This window comes from Cryobacterium sp. MP_3.1, assembly GCF_035984795.1.
GTDB classification, from domain to species: Bacteria; Actinomycetota; Actinomycetes; order Actinomycetales; family Microbacteriaceae; genus Cryobacterium; species Cryobacterium zongtaii.
On record NZ_JAXCHV010000011.1, the window covers coordinates 75,552 to 100,414 of the forward strand.

22 protein-coding genes and 2 tRNA genes are annotated in these 24,863 nt (G+C 68.5%); 17 read left to right on the forward strand and 7 right to left on the reverse strand.

Going from position 1 to position 24,863, the window contains the following annotated elements; translation table 11 throughout:
* The first annotated feature begins 45 nt into the window (after positions 1-45).
* The 4 genes from RCH12_RS09400 to RCH12_RS09415 all read left to right on the forward strand — a co-directional run bounded on the left by RCH12_RS09400 (position 46) and on the right by RCH12_RS09415 (position 4,439).
* Entirely contained in the window at positions 46-732 is a 687-nt protein-coding gene (locus tag RCH12_RS09400; RefSeq protein ID WP_327016705.1) for an FMN-binding negative transcriptional regulator, read from the forward strand.
* Positions 729-2,210, forward strand: a complete 1,482-nt coding sequence (locus tag RCH12_RS09405) for an amidohydrolase (protein ID WP_327016706.1) — start codon at positions 729-731, stop codon at positions 2,208-2,210. Before RCH12_RS09400 ends, RCH12_RS09405 begins: the two co-directional genes overlap by 4 nt.
* Positions 2,211-2,289: 79 nt before the next feature.
* On the forward strand, positions 2,290-3,741 hold the full coding sequence (locus tag RCH12_RS09410; protein ID WP_327016707.1) for a sensor histidine kinase: 1,452 nt from the start codon (positions 2,290-2,292) through the stop codon (positions 3,739-3,741).
* Positions 3,741-4,439, forward strand: a complete 699-nt coding sequence (locus RCH12_RS09415; RefSeq protein WP_103431989.1) for a response regulator — start codon at positions 3,741-3,743, stop codon at positions 4,437-4,439. Before RCH12_RS09410 ends, RCH12_RS09415 begins: the two co-directional genes overlap by 1 nt.
* Before the next feature lie 21 nt (positions 4,440-4,460).
* On the opposite strand, the gene RCH12_RS09420 is transcribed toward RCH12_RS09415, so the two are convergent.
* Positions 4,461-5,150, reverse strand: a complete 690-nt coding sequence (locus tag RCH12_RS09420; protein WP_103431988.1) for a hypothetical protein — start codon at positions 5,148-5,150, stop codon at positions 4,461-4,463.
* Between the two features lie 151 nt (positions 5,151-5,301).
* Here RCH12_RS09420 and RCH12_RS09425 point away from each other — a divergent pair, with 151 nt between their 5' ends.
* Together RCH12_RS09425 and RCH12_RS09430 are read left to right on the forward strand one after the other, a co-directional pair.
* A complete protein-coding gene (locus tag RCH12_RS09425; protein WP_103431987.1) occupies positions 5,302-6,288 on the forward strand; it encodes an L-lactate dehydrogenase in 987 nt (328 codons plus the stop codon).
* A gap of 3 nt (positions 6,289-6,291) precedes the next feature.
* Positions 6,292-7,245 carry an oxidoreductase gene (locus tag RCH12_RS09430; protein ID WP_327016708.1) on the forward strand — a complete coding sequence of 318 codons (954 nt, stop codon included), beginning with the start codon at positions 6,292-6,294 and terminating at the stop codon, positions 7,243-7,245.
* Between the two features lie 28 nt (positions 7,246-7,273).
* Here the strand turns inward: RCH12_RS09430 and RCH12_RS09435 are convergent.
* Positions 7,274-7,347, reverse strand: a tRNA-Gly gene (locus tag RCH12_RS09435).
* 207 nt (positions 7,348-7,554) lie between these two features.
* Between RCH12_RS09435 and RCH12_RS09440 the strand changes: the two genes are divergently transcribed.
* The 5 genes from RCH12_RS09440 to clpX all read left to right on the forward strand — a co-directional run bounded on the left by RCH12_RS09440 (position 7,555) and on the right by clpX (position 11,992).
* Positions 7,555-7,631 (forward strand) — tRNA-Pro (locus RCH12_RS09440).
* Positions 7,632-7,685: 54 nt separating this feature from the next.
* On the forward strand, positions 7,686-9,089 hold the full coding sequence (gene tig, locus RCH12_RS09445; protein ID WP_103431985.1) for a trigger factor: 1,404 nt from the start codon (positions 7,686-7,688) through the stop codon (positions 9,087-9,089).
* 165 nt (positions 9,090-9,254) lie between these two features.
* Positions 9,255-9,854 carry an ATP-dependent Clp protease proteolytic subunit gene (locus RCH12_RS09450; RefSeq protein WP_088456392.1) on the forward strand — a complete coding sequence of 200 codons (600 nt, stop codon included), beginning with the start codon at positions 9,255-9,257 and terminating at the stop codon, positions 9,852-9,854.
* Positions 9,855-9,866: 12 nt separating this feature from the next.
* Positions 9,867-10,553: an ATP-dependent Clp protease proteolytic subunit gene (locus tag RCH12_RS09455; RefSeq protein ID WP_370028119.1), complete on the forward strand. Its 687-nt coding sequence runs from the start codon at positions 9,867-9,869 to the stop codon at positions 10,551-10,553.
* A 158-nt stretch (positions 10,554-10,711) separates the two neighbouring features.
* Positions 10,712-11,992, forward strand: a complete 1,281-nt coding sequence (gene clpX, locus RCH12_RS09460) for an ATP-dependent Clp protease ATP-binding subunit ClpX (RefSeq protein ID WP_088456390.1) — start codon at positions 10,712-10,714, stop codon at positions 11,990-11,992.
* A gap of 135 nt (positions 11,993-12,127) precedes the next feature.
* On the opposite strand, the gene RCH12_RS09465 is transcribed toward clpX, so the two are convergent.
* Entirely contained in the window at positions 12,128-14,173 is a 2,046-nt protein-coding gene (locus tag RCH12_RS09465; RefSeq protein WP_327016709.1) for a M3 family metallopeptidase, read from the reverse strand.
* 67 nt (positions 14,174-14,240) lie between these two features.
* Here RCH12_RS09465 and RCH12_RS09470 point away from each other — a divergent pair, with 67 nt between their 5' ends.
* The 3 genes from RCH12_RS09470 to RCH12_RS09480 all read left to right on the forward strand — a co-directional run bounded on the left by RCH12_RS09470 (position 14,241) and on the right by RCH12_RS09480 (position 17,819).
* Positions 14,241-15,086, forward strand: a complete 846-nt coding sequence (locus RCH12_RS09470) for a class I SAM-dependent methyltransferase (RefSeq protein WP_327016710.1) — start codon at positions 14,241-14,243, stop codon at positions 15,084-15,086.
* Between the two features lie 95 nt (positions 15,087-15,181).
* The gene (locus tag RCH12_RS09475; RefSeq protein ID WP_327016711.1) at positions 15,182-16,627 is read left to right on the forward strand and encodes a class I adenylate-forming enzyme family protein; all 1,446 of its coding nucleotides are present in this window, start codon (positions 15,182-15,184) and stop codon (positions 16,625-16,627) included.
* Complete coding sequence (locus tag RCH12_RS09480) at positions 16,608-17,819, forward strand: thiolase family protein (RefSeq protein ID WP_442784571.1); 1,212 nt, start codon at positions 16,608-16,610, stop codon at positions 17,817-17,819. Before RCH12_RS09475 ends, RCH12_RS09480 begins: the two co-directional genes overlap by 20 nt.
* A gap of 36 nt (positions 17,820-17,855) precedes the next feature.
* Here the strand turns inward: RCH12_RS09480 and RCH12_RS09485 are convergent, their stop codons facing one another.
* The 4 genes from RCH12_RS09485 to RCH12_RS09500 all read right to left on the reverse strand — a co-directional run bounded on the left by RCH12_RS09485 (position 17,856) and on the right by RCH12_RS09500 (position 22,850).
* Entirely contained in the window at positions 17,856-18,122 is a 267-nt protein-coding gene (locus tag RCH12_RS09485) for a hypothetical protein (RefSeq protein WP_327016712.1), read from the reverse strand.
* Between the two features lie 2 nt (positions 18,123-18,124).
* A complete protein-coding gene (locus tag RCH12_RS09490) occupies positions 18,125-18,571 on the reverse strand; it encodes a GNAT family N-acetyltransferase (protein WP_327016713.1) in 447 nt (148 codons plus the stop codon).
* A gap of 10 nt (positions 18,572-18,581) precedes the next feature.
* A complete protein-coding gene (gene valS, locus RCH12_RS09495; protein WP_327016714.1) occupies positions 18,582-21,164 on the reverse strand; it encodes a valine--tRNA ligase in 2,583 nt (860 codons plus the stop codon).
* 66 nt (positions 21,165-21,230) lie between these two features.
* Positions 21,231-22,850 carry an HNH endonuclease signature motif containing protein gene (locus RCH12_RS09500; RefSeq protein ID WP_327016715.1) on the reverse strand — a complete coding sequence of 540 codons (1,620 nt, stop codon included), beginning with the start codon at positions 22,848-22,850 and terminating at the stop codon, positions 21,231-21,233.
* A 184-nt stretch (positions 22,851-23,034) separates the two neighbouring features.
* On the opposite strand from RCH12_RS09500, the gene RCH12_RS09505 reads away from it, so the two are divergent.
* From RCH12_RS09505 to RCH12_RS09515, 3 genes are read left to right on the forward strand one after another with little or no spacing between them, the layout of a single operon-like run.
* Positions 23,035-23,685 (forward strand): hypothetical protein, encoded by a 651-nt coding sequence (locus RCH12_RS09505; RefSeq protein ID WP_327016716.1) that lies wholly within the window; start codon positions 23,035-23,037, stop codon positions 23,683-23,685.
* Complete coding sequence (locus RCH12_RS09510; RefSeq protein ID WP_327016717.1) at positions 23,682-24,275, forward strand: hypothetical protein; 594 nt, start codon at positions 23,682-23,684, stop codon at positions 24,273-24,275. Before RCH12_RS09505 ends, RCH12_RS09510 begins: the two co-directional genes overlap by 4 nt.
* Positions 24,272-24,850, forward strand: a complete 579-nt coding sequence (locus tag RCH12_RS09515; protein WP_327016718.1) for a hypothetical protein — start codon at positions 24,272-24,274, stop codon at positions 24,848-24,850. The genes RCH12_RS09510 and RCH12_RS09515 overlap by 4 nt, the downstream gene beginning before the upstream one ends.
* The last annotated feature ends 13 nt before the right edge of the window (positions 24,851-24,863 follow it).

Here is a 24,863-nt window from a genome sequence, read left to right on the forward strand (position 1 = left end):
TGCGTCTGTCATCGCTGACCCCGCCCGCACCCCAGGAGCCCGCCCGTGAGAACCAACCCCAGTTTCGCGCTCGACCAGGTCGACGAGGTACGCCGTCTGATTCAGGAGTACCCCTGGGTCACCCTGGTGAGCTCCACCGAGGCGGGCGAGCTCGTCGCCTCGCACTACCCGGTGATCCTCGACACGGCGGCCGCCGACGACGAGATCGTGCTGCTCAGCCACGTCGGTCGGCCCGATGAGCAGCTGCACGAGCTGGGCGCGCACGAGATCCTCGTGATCGTGCAGGGCCCGCACGGCTACATCTCGCCCGGCTGGTACGACGCCCGCCCCGCCGTGCCCACCTGGAACTTCGTCACCGCGCACCTGCACGGCACTCCCGAGATCCTCTCCGACGCCGAGAACCTGCGGGTACTCGCGGCCCTGGTCGACCACTTCGAGGACCGCATGGACGAGCCCCGGCGCATGAACGGCACCCCGGAGAACGCCGACTACGCCGCCCGCATCGTCGCCGGTACCGTGGGGTTCCGCCTGCGGGTGACCCACTTCACGGCGAAGGACAAAATGAGCCAGAACAAGCCGGCCGCCACAGTGGACCGCATCCTCGCCGAGCTCGACGGTGACGGTCCGTACGCGAGCCCGGCGCTGGCCGCCCGGATGCGCCGGGCCCGCGACAACGCCGCCGCAAACAGCGCCGCCGAGGACAGCGCCGCCGAGAACAGCGCCGCCGAATGAGCCTGGTTCTGCGCAACGGCCGCCTGCCCGGCAGCGACGACCTCGTCGACGTGCGCGTCGACGACGGCCTGATCACCTCGATCGGCTACCTCGCACCCGCGAGCGGCCACTCGCCGGCGACCAAGACGGTTGATCTGGGCGAACGCTGGATCACACCGGGGCTCTGGGACAACCACGTGCACTTCAGTCAGTGGTCCCAGACCGCCAGGCGGCTCGACGTGTCCGACGCGACGAGCGCCAGGGCGGCCGCCGATATGGTCGCCGCCCGGCTGGCCGCGGTGCCGGCCGCAGGCAAGCACGACAGACTCGTCGGCTTCGGCTTTCGGGATGCCCTGTGGCCGGATGCCCCGAGCCGTACCCTGCTGGACGCCGCCTCAGGGCCGGTACCGGTCGTGCTCGTCAGCGGCGACCTGCACAGCTGCTGGCTGAACTCCGCCGCCCTCGCGGTCTACGGTTTCGCCGGCCACCAGACCGGGCTGCTGCGCGAAGACGACGCCTTCGCGGTGGAACACGCCATCGACAACGTGCCGGACGCCGACCTCGACGCGTGGGCTGACGAGGCCGCCCGTGCTGCGGCCGCCCGTGGTGTGGTGGGCATCGTCGACCTGGAGATGACCTGGAACCTCGACGTCTGGCGGCGCCGCATCGATGCGGGAACCGACAGCCTGCGGGTCGATTTCGGCCTGTACACACACCACCTCGACGACGCGATCGCGCAGGGTCTCACCAGCGGCCAGGTGATCGACGGCACCGGGGGGCTGCTCACCGTCGGCCCGTACAAGGTGATCACCGACGGCTCGCTGAACACCCGCACCGCGTACTGCTTCGACGCCTACCCCGGACTCTCCGGCGACCACGACCGTGGCATGCTCACCGTGCCCGCCGACGAGCTCGAGGCCCTGATGTGGCGGGCCGCCGCCGCCGGCATCCGCCCCGCCGTGCACGCCATCGGCGACAACGCCAACAGTCTCGCCCTCGACGCCTTCGAGGCCGTGGGCTGCACCGGCAGCATCGAGCACGCACAACTGCTCACCGCGGCCGATGTGGCCCGGTTCGCCCGCCTGGGGATCACAGCCAGCGTTCAACCCGAACACGCCCTCGACGACCGCGACGTGGCCGACCGGTACTGGGCCGGCCGCACCGAACGGGCGTTCCGGCTGGCCGACCTGCTGGCCGCCGGGGTACAGCTGGCGCTCGGCTCCGACGCACCCGTCGCACCACTCGACCCGTGGGTGGCCATCTCGGCCGCCGTGGGGCGCAGCCGGGGCGAGCGCGCCGCCTGGCACCCCGACCAGGCGATCTCCCGGCAGGCCGCGCTGGCGGCATCCGCCCGCGGCCGGCACGGCATCGGTGTGGGCCAGACGGCCGACCTCGCGATCTGCGAGATCGACCCGTTTGTGGCGTCGGTGGCCGATCTGCGACGGATGCCCGTGGCCGCGACACTGCTCGGTGGCCGGTTCACGCACAGCACACTCTGAGGTGCGGGGGATAACCCCCCACACCGTTCCGGCGGCTGAGGGGATGGGCGCAGGCCGCCGCCGAGAGCACGCTGGAACCATGACCAACGACACCCTCAATTCCGCCACGGGCGCCGGTGACACCACCGAGAGCCCGAACTCTGCCACGCTGAGCATTGTGCAGCCCGCCAGCAAGCCCGCCGAGAGCGGCCAGAGCCCGACCGGCTATCTCAGCCTGTGGGCGCGCACGCCCAGGGAGCTCGGCTTCCTGCTGCCGACCCTGCCCATCGTCATCGTGTCCCTGACCGTCCTGGTGACCCTGTTCGCCACGGGAGTGAGCCTGGTGGCCCTGTTCGTGGGCCTGTTCATCGTCGTGGCCGCCCTGTACGCCGCCCGCGGCTTCGGCGTCGTCGAGCTCACCCGGCTGCGCTGGGCCGGCCAGCCGGCCATCACCCCGCCGCAGTGGACACCGCGCGGCGAACCCGCGACGCCGCTGCGCGCCATCCTCGGCCCGCTGGTGTCCGGTCATTACTGGCTGTACCTGCTGCACGGCATGATCGTGAATTTCATCGTGGGCGTCGTGTCCTGGTCGATCGTCATCGTGTGGCTGTCCGGCGCGCTCGGCGGGCTCACCTACTGGATCTGGAGCTGGTCGCTGCCCAACGACAGCGAGTCCGTGGGGCTCTTCGATCTGATCACCGGTTCGTTCGGCCCCGACAGCGGCCAGAACCTGGCCGCCGAGAACGTGCTGAATGCCGCCCTGGGCCTGGCCTTCCTGCTCACCCTGCCGTTCGTCACCCGCGGCATGGTCTTGATGCACCAGGGCATCGCCAGCGTGATGCTCGGCGCCTGGTCATCCGAGGCCCTGCAGCGCGAGGTCGCCGACCTCAGCGCCTCCCGCGGCGCGGCCGTTTCGGCCGAAGACCAGTCGCTGCGGCGGCTCGAACGCGACATCCACGACGGGCCCCAGCAGCGCCTGGTGCGCCTGCAGATGGACCTCGCCAGCGCCGAACGCCGGCTCGACGACGACCCGGATGCCGCGCGCCGGCTTCTCGTCGAGGCCCGCGAACAGGCGCGCGACACGCTCGAGGAACTGCGGGCACTCTCCCGCGGACTGGTGCCGCCGATCCTGCAGGACCGCGGCCTGATCGTGGCCCTGGAGTCGCTGGCCGCTCGCAGCACCGTTCCCGTTCAGCTGGAACTGCAGGTGGACCGCGACCTGCGGCTGCCCTCGGAGATCGAGCGCAGCAGCTACTTCATCGCCGCCGAACTGCTCACCAACGTGGCCAAGCACGCCGGGGCCACCGGCATCCGGCTGCACCTGGAACTCCGCCGGGTCCCGGAGGACGACTCCACCTGGCTGGACCTTTGGGTGATCGACAACGGCCGCGGCGGCGCGGTGCTGCAGGACGGCCACGGTCTGGCCGGCCTGGACGAACGCCTCAAGGGCCTGCGCGGCATCCTGTCGGTGCGGAGCCCGCACGGCGGCCCCACCGCGGTGGGCGCGCACATCCCTGTGGTGCACGACTTGGGCAGCTCCGTCGTTCGGTGATGAGTGCGCCCTATCCTGAACGGGTGAGCACACTCCAGCGTCCCACCCCGACCGCACCGCTACGCCTGGTCCTGGCAGAGGACTCCGTGCTGCTGCGTGAGGGTTTGGTGCGGCTGTTCGCCGAGGCAGGTTTCGACACCGTGGCCGCCTACGGCGACGCCGACGCCCTGCTCGCCGAGGTAGAAGCCCTGCGGCCCGACCTGGCGGTGCTCGACGTTCGGATGCCGCCCACCTTCCGCGACGAGGGGGTGCGCGCCGCGATCGAGCTTCGGCGCCGGCTGCCGGGGATCGGCATCCTGCTGCTCAGCCAGTACGTCGAGGGCACCTACGTGCAGGAGCTGCTGGCGTCGGGGGAGGGCGGCCTGGGCTACCTGCTCAAGGACCGGGTCGCGTCGCTCGACGAGCTGCAGGATGCCGTCGCCAGGGTGAGCGCCGGCGGCACGGTGCTCGACCCGCAGGTAGTGCGCGAACTGCTGGCCCGCCGCACCAGTCCGCTGGCGGCGCTGACCCCGCGGGAGCGTGACGTGCTCGGCCTGATGGCGGAGGGGCGCACCAACGTGGGCATCGCCGAACGCCTCGTGATCGGGGTCGGCGCGGTGGAGAAGAACGTCACCGCGATCTTCGTCAAGCTCGGGCTCGACGACACCGGGTCCGATCACCGCCGGGTGCTCGCGGTGCTGGCCTTCCTGCAGGGCTAGCAGGCCGGCGCAGAGCAGGGATCACTCGGCAGGGGGAGACGGGAACAACGGCGTGTACCGCCGCCAGAAGCCGAGATAGCGGGTGCCGCCCACCACGATCGAGCCGGCCAGGAAGCCCACGCCGCCCACTACGGAGATCGCGAGGCAGACGAGCAGCGGAAGGCCAAGCCCCAGGGTGATCCCGGCCAGCAACAGGCCGAGCAGGGTGGAGTTCACCGCGATGATGAACATCATGCTGCTGCCCAGCACCTGGCTGAAATTCCTCGGCTTGCCGCCCAGGAAGTAGTAGGTGGTCTGGGTGCCGGGCAGGTCGTCGAACCGGGACGCCATCAGGTACGGCGCGACCCCGGGGTCAAGCTCCACGTACGCCGCCCGCAACCTGTTCATCGCCAGCACGTAGGCCAGGTCCTCCATGCTCACATTCGTCACCCGTACCTGGGTGAGGACACCCACGAGCAGGATGATGCCGAGCACCGTAAGGGCGAAACCGGGGAAGCCCTCGTCGAACTGGGTGGCCTGCCCGGCCAGGGCCAGGCTCACCAGCCCGGCCGAGACCAGGTACAGGAACATGCTGATGCGGGTGAGCACCTCACCCTGGGTGGTGCTGCGCGAAGCCAGCAGGCTCCAGTGCTCGGTGGCGAGCAGCTGGGCGCGCACTGCGGGCGGTACCTCCGGGTTCGGGCGGGCCGGCGCCGGTTCCTCGTCGGGCATGCAGCCATAGTGGCCCGCATCCGCCAGGCCGCACAGGGCACCAGGCCGCACAGGGCACCAGGCGTGACAGGGCACCAGGCGTGACAGGGCACCAGGCGTGACAGGGCACCCGGCGTGAGGGAGCGGACCCGCGATAGAGGACACTGGGACCATGAGCGTGATTGAGAACTCCAAACTGGCCATCGTCGGCGCCGGCGCCGTCGGCACATCCCTGGCCTACGCGGCCCTGATCCGCGAGTCCGCCCGTGAGGTGGCTCTGTACGACATCAACTCGGCCAAGGTGGCCGCCGAGGTGCTCGACCTCGCACACGGCACCCAGTTCACCGGGGCGTCCAGGGTCACCGGCGGCGATGACCTCGACGTGGTGAGCGGCGCCAACGTCGTCGTGATCACCGCCGGCGCCCGCCAGCATCCCGGCCAGTCCCGCCTCGAGATGGCCGGCGTGAACGTGGAGATCCTGCGCGACCTGATGCCCAAGCTCGTCGAGCGGGCCCCCGACGCCATCTTCGTCCTCGTCACCAACCCCGTCGACGTGCTCGCGGTGGCCGCCCAGCAGTTCAGCGGCCTGCCGCCGGCGCGGGTGTTCGGCTCCGGTACCGTGCTCGACTCCTCCCGGCTGCGCTGGATGCTCTCCGAACGGGTCGGTGTGGCGATCTCCAACGTGCACGCCCTCATCGTCGGCGAACATGGCGACTCCGAATTCCCGCTCTGGTCGCAGGCGCGTATCGGGCCGATCTCGCTGGCCGACTGGATGCTGGCCCGGGGCGCCACCGGACCGGCGCAGGGAAGCGGATCTGTGCCGTTCTCCGAGGCCGAGTTCGAGTCGATCGCCGACGAGGTCAAGAACGCCGCCTACAAGGTGATCGAGGGCAAGGGCGCCACCAACTACGCCATCGGCCTCTCCGGCGCCCGGATCGTCGAGGCGGTGCTGCGTGACGAGGGAGCCATCCTGCCGGTCAGCTCGGTGCTCACCGACTACCGGGGTGTCAGCGGGGTGGCCCTGTCGGTGCCCAGCGTCATCGACGCCAGCGGTATCGCGCGCGTCATCGACGTGCCGTTCTCGGCCAAGGAGCAGGCGCTGTTCGAACACTCCGCCGCCACCCTCCGCGCCTCCCTCGACACCCTCGGGTTGGCCTGACCCGTGGAACCGAAACTCGGTTACGGCTGGACCGAAGACAAGATTCCCGACCTCACCGGCCGCACCGCCATCGTGACGGGAGCCAACTCGGGTCTGGGCTTCGTGACAGCGGCGCAGCTGGCCGCGCACGGCGCATCCGTGACCCTGGCCGTGCGGAACGCAGCCAGGGGAGCGGCGGCCGTGCAGCGGATGCGGGATCGCCTGCCGGACGCCGATCTGTCGGTACGGCTGCTCGACCTGGCCAGCCTGGTCTCGATTGAGGCCTTCGCCGAGGAGTTCATCGCCGGCCCCGGTCGTCTCGACCTGCTGGTGAACAACGCCGGTGTGATGAACCTGCCCGAGCGGCGCACCGTCGATGGCTTCGAGATGCAGTTCGGCACCAACCACCTGGGTCACTTCGCACTCACCGGGCGGCTGCTGCCGCTGCTGGTGGCCAGCCCGGATGCGCGCGTGGTGACGCTGTCGTCGACGGTGCACCGCATCGGACGGATGAACTTCGACGACCTGATGGGCACCAGGCGCTACCGGCCGTGGCCGGCGTACGGGCAGAGCAAACTCGCCAATCTGTTGTTCACCAGCGAGCTGCAGCGCCGGTCGGCGGCCGCGAAGCTGTCCCTGCGGGCGATGGCTGCGCATCCGGGCTTCGCCCTGACGAACCTGCAGACCGCAGGTCCTGCCATGCGCGGTGCGAAGACCACCACCCGGCGCAGCCGCCTGATGGCGACGCTGACCCGGGAATTCGCCCAGCCGGCCGTGTGGGGTGCGTTGCCGTCGCTGTACGCGGCCACCCTGCCCGGGCTGGCCGGCAACTCGTTCGTCGGGCCGGAAGGGTTCGGGCAGCAGCACGGGCATCCGGTGCCGGTGACACGCTCCAAGCGCGCACAGAACACCGATGACGCTCGCCGCCTCTGGACCGAGAGCGAGCGCCTCACCGGCGTGACCTACGTCTTCGCCTGACCCGGAAGGGCCCGAGACCCTTGCAATATGGAGGGGATGACGGGAATCGAACCCGCGCCATCAGTTTGGAAAACTGAGGCTCTACCATTGAGCTACATCCCCATGTGCCACACCTGCTGGCACTCGAATATCGTAGTACAGGTTTCGGTGCGCGATTTCCCCCAGCGCCGACAAACACCCCGGAACGCGCCCGGAATCCGCTCAGGGACGCCCCGGGCTGCGGGTGGTGCACTAGACTGACGGAGGTCAATCCGCCTGTCGCGTGAGTATGCGTGCCAAGTTGGTGGCCCCAACGGGTGAGATGACATCCGGGGCGTAGCTCAGCTTGGTAGAGCGCTCGGTTTGGGACCGAGAGGTCGCAGGTTCGAATCCTGTCGCCCCGACCATCACCCCCCTGCACATCTGTCGAACATAATCTGTCGAACACAGGAGATTTAAACGTGAAGTCCACGGTAGAAAAGCTGAGCCCCACGCGCGCCAAGGTCACCATCTCGGTGACTCCGGAAGAGCTGAAGCCCAGCATCACCCACGCCTACGGGCACATCGCCGAAGACATCAACATCCCCGGCTTCCGCAAGGGCAAGGTTCCGCCCGCGATCATCGACCAGCGCGTCGGCAAGTCCGCCGTGCTGGAGCACGCCGTCAACGAGAGCCTCGACGGTTTCTACCGCAAGGCCGTTGACGAGCACAAGCTGCGCCCGCTCGGCCGTCCGGAGGCCGACATCGTCGAGTGGCCCAGCGACAAGGACTTCTCCGGAGACCTGCAGCTGGCCATCGAGGTCGACGTGCGTCCCGAGATCGACCTGCCCGTCTACGAGGGCATCAAGCTCACCGTCGACGCCGTCGAGATCTCCGACGACGAGGTCACCGAAGAGCTCAACACCCTGCGCAGCCGCTTCGGCACGCTGATCACGGTCGACCGTCCCGCCACCTCGGGCGACTTCGCCCAGATCGACCTCGTCGCATCCGTCAACGGTGTCGAGGTCGACAACGCCAGCGGCATCTCCTACGAGGTCGGCTCCGGCGACCTCATCGAGGGCATCGACGAGGCCCTCGAGTCCCTCACCGCCGGTGAGACCACCACCTTCGCCTCCAAGCTGCTCGGCGGCGACCACGAGGGCGAGACCGCGGAGATCACCGTCACCGTCATCGCTGTCAAGGAGCGCGAGCTTCCCACCGCCGACGACGACTTCGCGCAGATCGCCAGCGAGTTCGACACCATCGACGAGCTCACCGAGAGCCTCAAGGTTCAGGTCGGCCGTTCCAAGGTCTTCGGCCAGGGCAACCAGGCCCGCGAGCTGCTCATCGAGCAGCTGCTCTCCTCCGTCGAGGTCCCGATCCCCGAGGCCATCATCGCCGACGAGGTGCACCGTCACCTCGAGGGCGAGAACCGCCTCGAAGACGAGACCCACCGCGCCGAGGTCACCGAGGCCAGCGAGAAGACCTTCCGTCAGCAGATCCTGCTCGACACCATCGCCGAGGCCGAGAAGGTCAAGGTCAGCCAGGACGAGCTCACCCAGTACCTGATCCAGGGTGCCTCGCAGTACGGCATGGACCCGAGCGAGTTCGTTCAGGCCCTGTCCGGCAACGGCCAGATCCCGTCCATGGTCGCCGAGGTTGCCCGCAACAAGGCCCTCGCGATCGCCCTGGGCAAGGCCGAGGTCACCGACTCCAACGGTGCCTCCGTCGACCTGTCCGAGTTCACGGCCGTCGTCGACGACGAGCCTGCAGCCGATGAGGCCACCGACGAAGCTGCTTCTGACGAAGCCGCCTCTGACGAAGCAGCCGAGGAGGCCCCGGCCGCCAAGGCCAAGCCGAAGAAGAAGGCTGCTGCAAAGAAGTAACCCAGACGCCTGATGGCGCTGGTAAACGGGTCGGATGTCTGCGGACATCCGGCCCGTTCTGCGTGTGGCGCCGACGGCGTGAATCTGCCGAGGGCGAACAGAGCCTTTTGCGCGCGTTGGACCCTATAGATTCATTCTGAAGCGACAAGCGAAACGGAGCGCGACATGGCCGAAATGGCACTTACACCCGGCGTTTTTGACAAACTGCTGGCCGACCGCATCATCTGGCTCGGCTCAGAGGTGCGGGACGACAACGCCAACGAGATCTGTGCCAAGATCCTGCTGCTGGCCGCAGAGGACTCGCAGCGGGACATCTTCCTCTACATCAACTCACCCGGTGGCTCGATCACCGCGGGCATGGCAATCTACGACACCATGAAGTTCGTATCGAACGACATCGTCACCGTGGGAATCGGACTGGCGGCCTCGATGGGCCAGTTCCTGCTCTCCTCCGGCACCAAGGGCAAACGGTACATCACCCCGAACGCGCGCGTGCTGCTGCACCAGCCGTCCGGTGGATTCGGCGGCACGGCGGCCGACATCCAGACCCAGGCCAAGGTCATCCTCGACATGAAGAAGCGGATGGCCGAGCTCACGGCCGAGCAGACCGGCAAGTCGGTCGAGCAGATCCTCATCGACAACGACCGCGACAACTGGTTCACCGCCCAGGAAGCCCTGGACTATGGATTCGTTGACCACCTGCGCGAATCTGCGACGCAGGTTGTCGGCGGCGGCGGCACCGACGACTCAGTGAACAAGAAGTAGGACGGGCAGAAAATGGAATTCACTAATTTTGGCCACCAGGCCGGCGGAATGGCACCCGGCGGAATGGCCCCGCAGGCCCCGCAGTCGCGCTACATCCTCCCCACCTTCGAGGAGCGCACCGCCTACGGCTACAAGCGTCAGGACCCGTACGCCAAGCTGTTCGAGGACCGCATCATCTTCCTCGGCGTGCAGGTTGACGACGCCTCGGCCGACGACGTCATGGCCCAGCTCCTGGTCCTCGAGAGCCAGGACCCCGACCGCGACATCGTGATGTACATCAACTCGCCCGGTGGGTCCTTCACCGCGATGACGGCGATCTACGACACCATGCAGTACATCCGTCCGCACATCCAGACGGTCTGCCTCGGCCAGGCGGCCTCCGCCGCCGCCGTGCTGCTGGCCGGTGGAACACCCGGCAAGCGCCTCGCGTTGCCGAACGCCCGCATCCTCATCCACCAGCCGTCGGCCGGCGGCCAGGGCGGCGGCCAGGCCTCCGACATCGAGATCCAGGCGGCCGAGATCCAGCGGATGCGCGAATGGCTGGAAGAGACCCTCGCCGGTCACTCCAACCGCACCAAGGAGCAGGTCCACAAGGACATCGACCGCGACAAGATCCTCGGCTCGAAAGAGGCCCTCGAATACGGTCTGATCGACCAGATCCTGACCAGCCGCAAGAACGTGCCCACGCTGGTCAAGTAGTACCGCAACAAACGGGTTGGCCCTCTGGTCAGCCTGTTCGCCGAACGGCGCGTCGCCCCGAGGCGGCGCGCCGTTTCGCATTGTTCCGTGGCTGCACGCATCTGTCACACGCACAAGCTAGGCTCGAATTCAGCGTCATTGATGGAGGAGGCTCACGGATGGCCCGAATAGGCGAGAGCGCCGACCTGTTGAAGTGTTCTTTCTGCGGAAAGAGCCAGAAGCAGGTGCAGCAGCTCATTGCCGGACCCGGCGTGTACATCTGCGATGAATGCGTTGAGCTCTGCAACGAGATCATCGAAGAACGTCTGGCCGAGGCCGGAGCCGAAGAAGTCGGCAGCGAATTCGAGCTGCCCAAGCCCCGCGAGATCTTCGGATTCCTCGAGGAGTACGTCATCGGGCAGGAAGCCGCCAAGCGAGCCCTCGCCGTGGCCGTCTACAACCACTACAAGCGCGTGCGCAGCCGCGCCACCCTGACCGCGGCCGACGCCATCCATGACGACGTCGAGATCGCCAAGTCCAACATCCTGCTGATCGGCCCCACCGGTTGCGGCAAGACCTACCTCGCCCAGACCCTCGCGAAGCGGCTCAACGTGCCGTTCGCCGTCGCGGACGCCACGGCCCTCACCGAGGCCGGCTACGTGGGTGAAGACGTCGAGAACATCCTCCTCAAGCTCATTCAGGCCGCCGACTACGACGTGAAGCGCGCCGAGACCGGCATCATCTACATCGACGAGATCGACAAGATCGCCCGCAAGGCCGAAAACCCGTCGATCACCCGCGACGTGTCGGGGGAGGGCGTGCAGCAGGCGCTCCTGAAGATCCTCGAGGGAACCGTGGCCTCGGTGCCGCCGCAGGGCGGCCGCAAGCATCCGCACCAGGAGTTCATCCAGGTGGACACCACCAACGTGCTGTTCATCGTTGCCGGCGCCTTCGCCGGGCTCGACGACATCATCTCCCAGCGTGCCGGCAAGAAGGGCATCGGCTTCGGCGCCCCGCTGCACAGCAAGGGCGATGACATCAACCTCTTCAGTGAGGTGCTGCCGGAAGACCTGCACAAGTTCGGGCTGATCCCCGAATTCATCGGCCGGCTGCCCGTGGTGACCACCGTCACCCAGCTCGACCAGGTCGCCCTGATGCAGATCCTCACGGTGCCCAAGAACGCCCTGGTGCGCCAGTACCAGCGCATGTTCGAGCTCGACGGTGTGGAACTGGACTTCGAACAGCCCGCGCTCGAGGCCATCGCCGACCTTGCGGTCCTGCGCAAGACCGGTGCCAGAGGCCTCCGCGCCATCATGGAGGAGGTGCTCGGACCGATCATGTTCGAGGTGCCGTCTGCAACGGATGTCGCCCGCGTCGTGGTCACCCGCGAATCGGTCCTCGAGAACGCGGCTCCCACCATCGTGCTGCACTCGGCTCGCCGCGAGGAGAAGTCCGCGTAACCGGTCCCGTCTGCCCCGAACCGCCCCCGACCTCACGTCGGGGGCGGTTCTGCGTGTGCCCAGGCAACTGTTGCCGAAGCGGGCAATTGTGACCGGTGTGCCGGCAACAATTGTCCGCACGGGGAACAGTTGTGGCTAGTTGAGGCCTCGGCGGTCGAGCAGCGGCTGGATGTGCGCGTCGCGACCGCGGAAGGACCTGTAGGCGGCCAGCGGGTCGCCGCTGCCGCCCACGCCGAGGAGCCGGTCACGGAACCTGTCACCGTTGGCTCGGGTCAGGCCACCGTTCTCGGTGAACCAGGCCACGGTGTCCGCGTCGAGCACCTCGCTCCAGATGTAGGAGTAGTAACCCGCGTCGTAACCGCCGGAGAAGGTGTGCGCGAAGTAGGTGCTCGCGTACCGGGTGGGAACCACGGGGTTGTCCAGGCCCACCGCGGCCAGCGCGGCCGCCTCGAAGGCGGCCACGTCCGCCACCGTGTCGTCGGCGGTGATGCGGTGCCAGGCCTGGTCGAGCAGGGCGGCGGCAAGGTACTCGCTGGTGGCGAATCCCTCGTTGAACGTGGCCGACTCGCGGATGCGGTCCACGAGCTCCTGCGGCATGGACTCTCCGGTGCGGTAGTGCCTGGCATAATTCGCCAGGACCTCGGGCCAGAGCATCCACATCTCGTTGACCTGACTCGGGAATTCGACGAAGTCCCTGTAGACATTGGTGCCGGCGAAGCGCGGGTAGGTGACCTGCGCGAAGAGACCGTGCAGGGCATGACCGAACTCGTGGAACAGGGTGGTCACCTCGTCGAAGCTGAGCAGGGTGGGGGAGCCGGCGGCGGGCTTGGGCACGTTGAGGTTGTTGGTGACGATGGTGGGAGTGCCCAGCAGAGTGGACTGCGAGACCAGCGCGTTCATCCAGGCACCGCCGCGCTTGGCGTCGCGGGTGTAGAAGTCGGCGATGTACAGGCCCACCGGGGAGCCGTCCTCGTTCGCGACCTCGAAGACCCGGGCCTCGGGATTCCAGGCGGTGAGGTCGGGCCGTGCGGTGAAGGTGATCCCGTAGAGCCGGGTGGCAGCGTAGAAGACCCCGTCGTGCAGCACCCGCTCCAGTTCGAAGTAGGGCCGCATGGCGCTCGTGTCGACGTCGTATCGGGCCTGTCGTACCTTCTCGGTGTAGAACGCCCAGTCCCAGGCCGCCAGTTCGAAGTCGCCGCCGTCGGCCCGCACCGCGGCCTGCAGTGACTGCTGTTCCTCGCGAGCGTTGCGTGCGGCGGCGGGTGCGAGTCTGTCCAGCATCTCGGCGACGGCTTCGGGGGACTTCGCGGTTTCATCGGCCGTGACGTACGCTGCGTGGCTGGCGAAGCCGAGCAGCCGGGCCCGTCGGGCGCGCAACCGGGTGATCTCGAGCACCAGCTCGCGGTTGTCGTGCTGGCCGCCTCGGATGCCGCGTGAGCGGGAGGCGGTCAACAGGCGTTCGCGTACCGTGCGATTCGTGAGTGAGGCGAGGTACGGATGGCTGGTCGGCAGTACCAGGGTGAGAACGTACTTACCGGTCAGACCGCGTTCGGCGGCCGCCTCGGCGGCGGCCGAAATCTCGCCGTCGCCGAGTCCGTCCAGCTCGGCGACGTCATCGATCACGACGGCGAGGTCGTTCGTGTCGGCGAGCAGGTTCTTCTCGAACCGGGTGGTGAGGGTGGACAGGCGCATGTTCAGGTCGCGCAGGGTCATCTTGTCGGCGTCCGAGAGCCCGGCACCGGCGAGCGTGTACTCGGTGAAATACCGGTCGAGCAGGTATGCGGTCTCCGGGTCGAGGTCGAGGGCATCGCGGCGCTCGTACAGGGCGGCGATCCGGGCGTACAGTGCGGGGTCGAGCCGGATGGCGTCGGTGTGGGCGGCGAGCAGCGGTGCGAGTTCTTCTTCGAGTGCAGTGCCGAAGTCGGTCGAGTCCGACGAGCTCAGCGAGAAGAACACGGTGGCAACGCGTTGCAGCACCTGACCGCTGCGTTCGAGGGCGACGAGGGTGTTCTCGATTGTCGGCTCGGCCGTATCCGTTGTGATGGCCGTGACCTCGGCGAGCTGTTCGGCCATTCCGGCGTCGAACGCCGGACGGTAGTGCTCGTTGCGGATCTCTCCGAAGGGCGGCAGCTGGTACGGCAGGGTGCTGGGAGCAAGGAAGGGATTCGGGGAGTCGGCCATGGTCCCCAGCCTAGGACGACGGTTGGCGGGCGGTTCACAACCGGCCCGGGCGTCGTACAGTGTCGGCATGAATAGCGTCGGTGACACCCCGGAGCGACAGGAGACCGCACCCCGTGCCGGGCATCCGTTCGGCCAGGAACACCCTCAGCGGGTACTGACCTGGCGCACGGCCGAGAATTCAGCCGGCTACCTGTTGCCGCACCTGCGACCCGGTCTCAGCCTGCTCGACGTCTCGAGCGGGCCGGGCACCCTCACGCTCGACCTGGCCCGGCGGCTCGCTCCTGGCCTCGTTCTCGGCGTGGACCCGTCGGTACTGGCCGTTGAGCAGGCAGCAGGCCTGGCCTTCGATGGGGGAGTGCAGAACGCCCGGTTCACGGTCGGGAACGCTCACACGCTGCCGGCGGCGGACGCCTCCGTGGACATCGTGCACGCGCACCAAGTGTTGCAACACCTCCCGCACCCGGTGGCGGCGTTGCGCGAGATGAGACGGGTCCTCAAGCCCGGCGGCATCCTCGCGGCCCGCGATGCGGACTATGGCGCCGTGGCCTGGTACCCGAAATCGCCTGGACTCACCAAGTGGCTTCAGGTCTACCGGGCCGTGCACGAACTGGACGGCGGCGACCCCGACGCCGGCCGGGCCTTGAAAGCCTGGGCCAGGCAAGCCGGTTTCGACACGGTGAGCGTCAGCGCATCGATCTGGTGTTTCTCGTCGGAAGCGGAGCGAGAATGGTGGGGCGAATCCTGGGCGGCGCGGTCGATCGAGGCGGACTTCGCCGCTCACGCCATCGAATCCGGCGCTGCCAGGCTCAGCGACCTGCACGAGATCAGTGCAGCGTGGCACCGGTGGTCTCAGGATCCGGACGGCTGGTTCGCCATGCCGCACGGGGAGATCATCGCCGCCCGTCCGTCTTAACATGGCCGAGGAACCAGCACAGCGCAGTAGGACAGCACAGTGCAATAGGACAGCACAGCGCAGTGGAACAGCACAGTGCGGTAGAAATGGTACCGATGCCCATTCTCACGTCAGTCCAACTCTGGGCCGAGTCGTTCCCCGACCAGGTCGCCGTGGCCGTTGACGACGACAAGGTCAGCTATGCCCAGTTGCGCCAAGGCATTCTCGACCACCCCGGCAGCACCGGCCTCACCGTGCTCAACAGGGTCAACAGCATCGACGTCGTCGCTGACTTCCTCGCGGCTGTGTCGGGCAGCGGATGCGTCGCCATGCTCGACCCGCACTGGCCGGCGGAGCAGCGCGCCGAGGTCGAGGGGCGCCTACGCGGCATCGCCACCGACTCCGATGCGCGCAATGCGCCGGGTGCGTCCGGTCCTGGAGGAGGCACCGCGGGGCGTCTTACCGACGGTCCGGCAGAGTCCACCTTCCTCTACGGATTCACCTCGGGAACAACCTCCCTGCCCAAGGCCTTCCGCCGCACGCGGCGGTCCTGGCAGCGGTCACTCGAGCACAGCGCCGAGGTGCTGCACCTCACCCGGCATGACCGCACTCTCGCGCCGGGTCCGCTCACGGCCAGCCTCAACCTCTACGCGTTGGCCGAATCGCTGCAGGCCGGCGGCAGCTTCCATGCCCTGGAGAGGTTTGATGTGGCGGCCGTGCTGGGCTGCCTCGAGCGGGAACGGATCAGCAGGCTGGTGGCCGTTCCGACCGTGCTGCGGATGCTCGCCGACCGGGCGGTGGCGGCCGGCCGGGTGGATCGCGGCCTCACCTGCATCGTGAGCGGTGGGGCCAGGCTCGACGCGGCCACCACCGGGCTGCTGCAACGGTGGGCGCCCCACGCCACCATCGTGAGCTATTACGGCGCTGCCGAACTGGGCTTCGTCGCGTCGTCGTCGGTGGCCCCTGGCGACGCTGCCGCCAGCGCCGGCGCCGGTGCCGACAGCGCCGTGGGCCAACCATTTCCCGGGGTCAGCATCCGCATCGCGGACGACGACGGCCGACCGCTCCCCGCCGGTGCGACCGGAACCATCCAGGTTGCCAGCGACTTCGTCTGTGACGGCTACCTGTGGGGTGATGACGGCGAGGCTTTTACCCGCGTCGGCGCCTGGTGCACGGTCGGCGACCAAGGGTTTCTCGACGAGTCCGGCGTGCTGCACGTGCTGGGTCGCCGTGCCGACATGATCGTCAGCGCCGGTACCAATGTGTATCCGCAGGCGGTGGAGGCCGCCCTGCACCGGGTGCCAGGAGTGCAGGCCGCCGTGGTGACGGGATGCCCCGATGCCGTTGTCGGCACCCGGGTCGTCGCCGCTGTGATCGCCCCGCCCGCGGTGGACGCCGCCCGGCTGCGGAACGCCTGCATCTCAGCGCTGGCCGGCGAGCACCGGCCGCGTGATTTCTTCCGGCTGACCGAGCTTCCCGTGACGCCGGCCGGCAAGGTCAGTCGCGGCCTGCTGGCCAGGTGGATCGAGGAGGAGGACCCCCGTGTCGTTCGCCTCCGCTGATCCGCTCAGCCCCACGCCGAGTGTCGTCCCTGATGACCGGCAGCCCGTCATCATGCTGGGCCGTCGCACGGCGTTCACCCGTTTCAACGGGGCACTCCGCGGCGTGACCGCCGCAGAGCTGCTGGCGCCGGTGCTCGAGGCAGTCCTGGCCGACAGCGGCCTGCCCGCCGCAGACGTCGATGACGTGATCATCGGCAATGCCGTGGCCGGCGGCGGCAACGTGGCGCGACTGGCCCTGCTTACGGCGGGACTTCCGCCGGCCGTTCCCGGGGTGACCATCGACCGGCAGTGCGGATCGGACCTCGAGGCCATCGTTCTCGCCTGCCGGCTCGTGCAGGCCGGTGCCGGCAGCCTGTACCTCGCGGGCGGAGTCGAGAGCACGAGCACGGCGCCGCTGCGGGCCCACCGGCTCAGTTCCACGGACGGCGCCCCGGATTTCTACGACCGAGTGCGATTCTCGCCCGACGACATCGGCGACCCGGACATGGGCGTTGCGGCAGAGACGGTCGCGGCCGCCTACGGCATCGAACGCGAGCGGCAGGATTCCTTCGCCCTCCGCAGCCACCGGCTCGCTGTTGCGGCCGGGCAGGCGGGCGCCTTCGCGACCGAGATCGTCCACGTTGAGACGGCGAACGGGCCGGTCTCGGTGGATACCGGACCGCGGCCGACCTTGACCCGGAGCCTCCTGGCCCGGTTCCCGGCGGTCTTCACTGCGGGGGGAACTGTCACGGCCGGTAACTCTTGCGGCGACGCGGATGGCGCCGTGGTTGTGGTTGTCACCAGCCGGGCGCGGGCGGCCTCTCTCGGCGCATCCGGTTGCCTGGCCTTCGTGGATGCGGTGCCGGCGGGCGTCGACCCCAACCTGCTCGGGATCGGCGGCGCGGCGGCTGCGCTCAGACTCTTCGCCCGCACCGGTGTATCGGCCGCGCAGCTGGGCCGGGTCGAGTTCACCGAGGCGTTCGCGTCGCAGACGCTGGCATCGCTGGACCTGATGGCGGTCCCGGTGGAGCGCGCCAACCTGCAGGGCGGTGCCATCGCGCTCGGGCACCCCTACGGAGCGTCCGGCGCGCTGCTGGTCCTGCGCCTGCTCAGCCAGTGCCGCGCCGGGGCTTCGGCGGGTGAGCTGTCCCTGAGCGCCCTGAGCATCGCGGGCGGACTGGGGCTCGCCGCCCTGTGGCGGTGGGAGAGCTAAGGCGGTAGGAGAACACGGGCAGTGGCGGAACGAAGACTAGATCCAGTCCTCGTCATCGTCCATGACGATGGCGGGCTGCGTGATGGTGGCGCTGTCTTCCTTCGGGTCGAACCGGATGACGGTGCCGTCGTCGAGTTCGATGACCGGGTTGCCTTGCAGCCAGGTCAACGTCCATCGCCAGGCGCTGGTGTCGTCGGGCAGCGCCGCGAGGTCGCCCTCGACCGCCTGCAGGGCGATGACGACGACCTCGGGCAGCCCGGTCGGCGGTTCTGCGCCGAGGGACCAGCGAGTTCCGAGCTGCATGGTTAGACCTCGGCCTGGTAAGTGACCAAGCTGGTGCGGGTGCCGACCTCGTCGTAGAGCTTCTTGGCGGACTTGTCGTCTGCCGTGGTGACCCACTGCAGGGTGCGGAAATTGTGCGCCTTGGCGTACTCGCGGGCGAATTCCAGCAGGGACTTGCTCACCCCGCCGTCACGGACGGCCGAGGTGACGAAGAGGTCGTCGATGAACAGTCCGACGTCGCCGCTGAGGGTGCGTGGGAACGGTCGGTAGAGCGTGAATCCGACGAAATCCCCGTTGTCGTCGACCGCGACAGCGCCGTCGAGGTCATGGTTCTTGTCGATGATCCAGCTCCACACACGCAGAGCCTTCTGGTCGGTCAGGTCGCTCTTGGAGAACTCGCTATACCCTTCGAGCAGGCCCAGCCACGGGAAGAAGTCTTTGTCGCCCAGCGGGCGGACCTTGATTGACATGCGGTTCTCCTTAGATTTCCGACACCGTGGCGAGCACGATATCAGTTACGACCAGCTCATCGGCCTTGACAAAGGTCAAGTCCGTGATCCGGCCTACTGCTTTCAAATCGGCGGCGACCTGCGCGAGCAGGGCAACCTCTGCTTCCGGTCCGCCGATGGTGGCGGAGACGACGGCAGACTTCTGTGACGCCTTCGCGTCGGTCTTGGCCCGGCGGATGCCCGTGAGCGCCCGGCTGGCCAGGTCCAGCAGCGCGAGGCTGTCGGCATCCGGCGTCCTGCCAGAGCCGACGGGCCACTGGGCACGGTGCACCGAGTCGTCGTTGGACCACGACCAGGCTTCTTCGGTGGCGAACGGCACGAACGGGGCAAACAAGCGCAGCAGGGTCGACAGGGCGGTACGCAGCGCGGCAACGGCCGACGCCTGCTCCGGACCGGGCTCGCCGTAGGCGCGTTCCTTGACCAGTTCGAGGTAGTCGTCACAGAAGGTCCAGAAGAAGCTCTCGGCGGTCTCGAGCGCACGGGCATGGTCGAAGGCGTCGAACGCGGCTGTCGCCTGGCCGACGACGACGTCGAGCCGGGCGAGCATGCTCACATCGATGGGTTCGGTCACTGGTGCTGCGTCATCGCCGGCGAAGCCGAGGATGAACTTGCTGGCGTTGAGGATCTTGATCGCCAGGCGGCGGCCGATCTTGATCTGGGTGGGGTTCTTCGGGTCGAACGCCGCGTCGGTGCCCAGCCGCGAGGACGCCGCCCAGTACCGTACGGCGTCTGAACCGTGCTGGTTGAGCACGTCGGCGGGAGTGACGACGTTGCCCTTGGACTTGGACATCTTCTTACGGTCGGGGTCGACGATGAAGCCCGACAGTGCCGCGTGCTTCCACGGCGATTCGCCGTGTTCGAGTTCTGCGCGCAGGAGGGTGGAGAACAACCAGGTGCGGATGATGTCCTGGCCCTGCGGACGCAGCGAGTACGGGTACACGAGGTCGAAGAGTTCGGGGTCGCTCTCCCAACCGCCGGCCAGCTGAGGGGTGAGGGACGAGGTGGCCCAGGTGTCCATCACGTCGACCTCGCCGACGAAGCCGTTGGCCGCTCCACGCTGCTCGGCCGTGTAGCCGGGGGCCACATCCGAGGACGGGTCCACGGGAAGCAGGTCGGCGGTGGCGATGATCGGCTGGTCGAAGACCGGGTTGGACTCGGCGTCGAGCGGGTACCAGACGGGCAGGGGAACTCCGAAGAAGCGCTGGCGGGAGACAAGCCAGTCACCGGTGAGGCCGTTGACCCAGTTCTCGTAGCGCACGCGCATGAATTCAGGATGCCACTGCAGAGCGGATCCGTGTTCGATCAGGCGGGCGCGGAGCTTCTCGTCGCGGGCACCGTTGCGGATGTACCACTGGCGGGTGGAGACGATCTCGAGGGGCTTGTCACCCTTTTCAAAGAACTTGACCGGGTGCACGATCGGCTTGGGGTCTCCGATCAGGTCGCCGGACTCACGGAGGAGCTCCACCATGGCCTGCTTGGCCGAGAAGACGGTCTTGCCGGCGAGCTGGGCATAGGCGGCCTGCGCGGCCGGGGTGACGATGACGTCGGGGGCCTCGGCGATGATGCGGCCGTCGAAGCCCATGATCGCCCGGTTGGGAAGGTCGAGTTCACGCCACCAGACCACGTCGGTCACGTCGCCGAAGGTGCAGATCATCGCGATCCCCGAGCCCTTGTCCTTCTGGGCGAGGTGGTGAGCGAGAATCGGGATCTCGACGTCGAACACCGGGGTGCGCACCGTGCTGCCGAAGAACGGCTTGTAGCGGTCGTCGTCCGGATGCGCGACAAGGGCGACGCAGGCGGCGAGGAGTTCCGGCCGGGTGGTCTCGATCTCGATGGTGGAACCATCCGGCTTGTGGAAGGAGACCCGGTGGTACGCGGCCGGCATCTCCTTGTCCTCGAGTTCGGCCTGGGCGACGGCAGTGCGGAAGGTGACGTCCCAGAGGGTGGGTGCCATGGCCTGGTAGGCCTCGCCACGGTTGACGTTGCCGACGAAAGCGAGCTGGGAGGCGGTGATCGACTCCGGCGCGATGGTGCGGTAGCTCTGGTTCCAGTCGACGCTGAGGCCCAGGGTGCGCCACAGCTCCTCGAACTGCTTCTCGTCCTCGACGGTGAGGCGTTCGCAGAGTTCGATGAAGTTGCGGCGGCTCACGGGGAGCTGGTCGGCGGCCTTGGTGCTCTTGCCGTCGCCGCCCGCGAAGGGCGGCACGAAGTCGGGCGTGTACGGCAGTGACGGGTCGCAGCGCACGCCGTAGAAGTTCTGCACACGTCGTTCGGTGGGCAGGCCGTTGTCATCCCAGCCCATCGGGTAGAAGACGCTCTTGCCGCGCATGCGCTGGAAGCGAGCGACGACGTCGGTGTGCGTGTAGCTGAAGACATGGCCGATGTGCAGCGAGCCGGAGGCGGTCGGCGGGGGAGTGTCGATCGAGAAGATCGACTCCTTCGTGGCGGCCGCGCGGTCGAAGCGGTAGGTGCCCTGTGCTTCCCAACTGGTCTCCCACTTGGCTTCCAGCCCTTCGAGGGCGGGCTTTTCGGGAACGCGGTCAGCGTTGGTCATGACACTCCGATTCGGTTCAGCGGCACCGTGTCGATGGTGAGGTGCCTTCAGTACTGCTGAACCAATCTAGCCGATTCTGCGCCCCGGGCCGCACGGGCACCCCTCGAACGGGCTGATCCGGGCCGTGTTCGGGCGCTTTCCCAGGAGCGGCAAGGTCCAGAACGGCGGATCTTCGGGCAGGTCGCTCGTCGGGGGCTCCGCCGACCGTGGTGCGGGCGGAACCGTGGGCGGAGCCGGCGGCTGTGTCGTCGGGGCCAGGGTGGGTGGTGGTCCGAGGGTGGTTTCGGGGTAGGTGCGGTGGGTTTCCCCGGCGGGGGAGTTCCAGCGCAGCACCCCGCCGGGTTCTTGCACCACGGTCCACAGGGTGTGGTGTTTGACGCGGTGGTGGTCGCGGCAGAGGTGGGCCAGGTTGTCGGAGTCGGTGGGTCCGCCGTGTTCCCACGCGGTGGTGTGGTCGATATCGCTGTGGGAGGCGGGTCGGGTGCAGCCGGGGAAGAGGCAGGTGCCGTCCCGCAGCCTCAACCACCGGCGTGTGTCGGCCGGGACCCGGTAGTGTTCCTTGCCGACCGAGAGCACGGCCCCGGTCTCCGGGTGTACCAGCAGCCGGGTGAAGCTGGGCGCTCCGGCCGCGATCTCCTGGGCGGTGTCGGCCGGGATCGGCCCGTACCCTTCGAGGAATCCCGGTTCCATGGTTCGGCCCATCAGGGTGAAGACCGGGACGGTGACCATCACGCTGCCGCGGATGCCGCCGCCGGTGCCGGTCGGGGTGACGCCGTCCAGGACCAGGTCGGCCATGACGTCGGCGCAGATCTGGCCGATCGTGCGCCGCCCCCTCTCGGGAATCGATGGGTCCTGCCGCTCCTGGTTCTGGGCGGCTTGGGCGATGCGGGTCAACCTGTCGTGCGCGGCCTGGGTTTGCACCGCGGTGCCGTACCAGGTCAGGGTGCCCATGCCATCGGCCCGGCCCTCCCACCACACCCCGCGTTCGGCCACCGCAGCGGTGGCCCGTGTGGTCAGCGTCTCCGGGTGCGCGCGTTCCCGCAGCCGCCGCGCCTTCACCGCGAGTTTGCCCACCGTGAGGACCTTCGCTTCGGGCAGCAGCCTCGCATCGAACTCGGCCGCTTCCTCACGCGGGAGGAAGCTGAGTTGGTCCATCAGCACCTGCCCGTGCCGGTAACTGATCTCGCCGGAGCTCATCGCCGTGAGGGTGGCCTGCATCGGGCCGGCGAACATCGCCGATTCACTGATCAGGTTCTCCGCGGTGCGATCGGCCAGCCGCAGCGAGCAGGCCACCTCGGTCGTGATGGTGCGGCGGGCGATCTCCTGGTCCTCCCACACCGCGATCTTCCGCGGGCTCGCGTCGGCGTCGGTGCGGACCGGCCCGCGGGCCGACTCGGCGGCGTGGTCGGGGTTGAGGAGTTTCGCGGTGGCCGGGTCGGAACTCCACCGCTGCAGCTCCGCGAGCGCACGAGCCCGTTCGGCGGTCGCCTTCGCGATCCTCCGGTGCGCCTTCCCGGCCTGGGCGACCTTCCGCGCCAGGGTGGCCTGCGCCTGCGCCTGCAGGGCGAGGCGACCCCGGTGCGCCTGCGCATGGGCGCCCGCATCGGGGCTGCGGGCGTCGTGACCCGGGTCATCCGGGTCGGCCGGGAACTGCTCAGCGGGCTGCTCATACCCCGATAATCGCACCCACCACCGACACTCCAACCCGTCCAGAACCGGGGGTGGAAACGTTCTCGAACTGGCCGCCTGTGGAGGAGCGACGGGCACAACGCATCGACGGTCGATTCGCTCGCTACGATGGCCCCATGGCCTACCGAGGGGGGACTCAGTGCCGGATGACCGAGAGGCCGGTCCACCCGAATCACCCGGCGTGACGAAGACCACGGCACCGGGGCAGAACGCCTGGCGTCAGCGTGTCCGCGAGTTCGCCGACCGGCTGCCGACACGGTGGCTCGTCACCGGCGTGACGACGGTGCTCCTCGGGCTGTCGGCCCTGTTCGGCGGCCTCGAGGACGCCCCGGTCCAGGCTGCCCCGGTCATCGCGGCCGGTGAACGTCACGTCGGCTCCGAGCTCACCGTCACCGTCAGCCAGGCGCTGCTCATCGACGCCTTTCCTGAGCAGTTGCTGGTTCCGGCCGCTGGCAACCGGCTGCTCGTCGTGCGGGCGATGGTGGACAACACCACCAGGGAGGCCATCCGACTGGGCACCGCCGAGTCGGACAGGATGCGGGTGGGCGGGGTGTCCGGCTTGCCTCAGGCCGAGCCGCCGACCCGCGTCCTGGTGATCGATGACGGCAGCGGCACGGTGTTCGCGCAACCCGGCGTGCCCGTCGAGGTCGCATTCATCTGGGAGGTTGCCGGCGACGCCGTGGCGAAGGGCGACTCTATCGCCGTTCACCTGCTCGACCGCGTGCTCATCAGCGAGGGCGAGCTCACCTACGGCGGACTGTACGACGACCCGGTCGTGACGGGCACCCTCGAGCTGGAGCTGGGCGACGTCGGGGCCGGGGTGTCGGAATGACCCCGCCGATCGCGCGCTGGCGGTATGCCGCGAACGGGGCGGCGCTGCTGGCCATCCTGTCGGTCGCGTCGGTCGTCTTGCACACAACGCCGAACCGGGAGCTGCAGCACTCACCGATGGTCGTAGCGGCGACGCTGGCGGAGCCGGCCAGCGGGCGTGACATTCGCGCCACCGTGCATTCCGTCGCGATCACGGAGGAGGTGAGCGCCGGAAACGGCTGGGCCGGCAGCACGCCGGGCGTCTGGGTTGTCGTCGAGCTCAGCGTCGAGGCTGTGGTGGAAGACCGGGTCAGTGCCCTCGGCACGGCCGTGCTGCGGGTGGGCGACACCGAATACAGCGCCTCGACCCGGCCGGGGGACGCCACCCTCGCTTCCGGCAGTCCCGCCACCGGCATCCCGCTGACCGGCCCGCTCATTTTCGAACTCCCCGCGGACGTCGTCTCGGCTCCGGCTGCGCAACGCGCCACCCTCGAACTCGCCAGGAATTCCGACCCGCGCGTCGACTCCCTGCTCGTGATGCCCGTGGATCTGGCCGCACTGGACGTGCAACCGAGCATCGATGTCGACCTGCCCCATTGGGGCGTCAGGTGAGTCGCGGCGGAGAGCGCGCGGGTTGGCTGAGACGCAACGGCCGAGCGTTGCTGGCCATTCTGGTGCTCCTGCCGGCGACGCTGGGGATCATGTTCGCGAACCAGTGGATCCGGTATGTCGAGGACGGGCCCAGCCGGTCGGTGAACGTCACGGCAGGCGAAACTCTCGAGTACGGCAACGCACGGTGGCGCATCGAAGCGACCGACAGGGTCAACGCAGACAGCGCAGCCGGGCGCGAGCGTGACCTCCCGGCCGGCACCGACCTGATATCGGTCACGGTCGAGGTTGACCCGACGAGCACCGGGGCGGATGGCGTGCCCGACGGGTGTACCGCACGGCTGGAGGAATCCGGTGGCGGGACCGTGACGCGGAGCTGGACGAACGCCAGCCAGGGTGCGATCGACCTCGGCCGTGGAGGGCCATCCCTCACCTCCTGCAGCTCAGACCTGAGCACCCGGTATTCCTTCGTGGCGGAGTTCGTCGTGCCCACCGAGGCTGGAGAGTCCTCGTCCCTCACCGTCAACATCTCCGTCCCGGGCGTCGTGCCCGAGTACGCCAGGTTCGCCTTGGACTGACCTGCCACGTGCG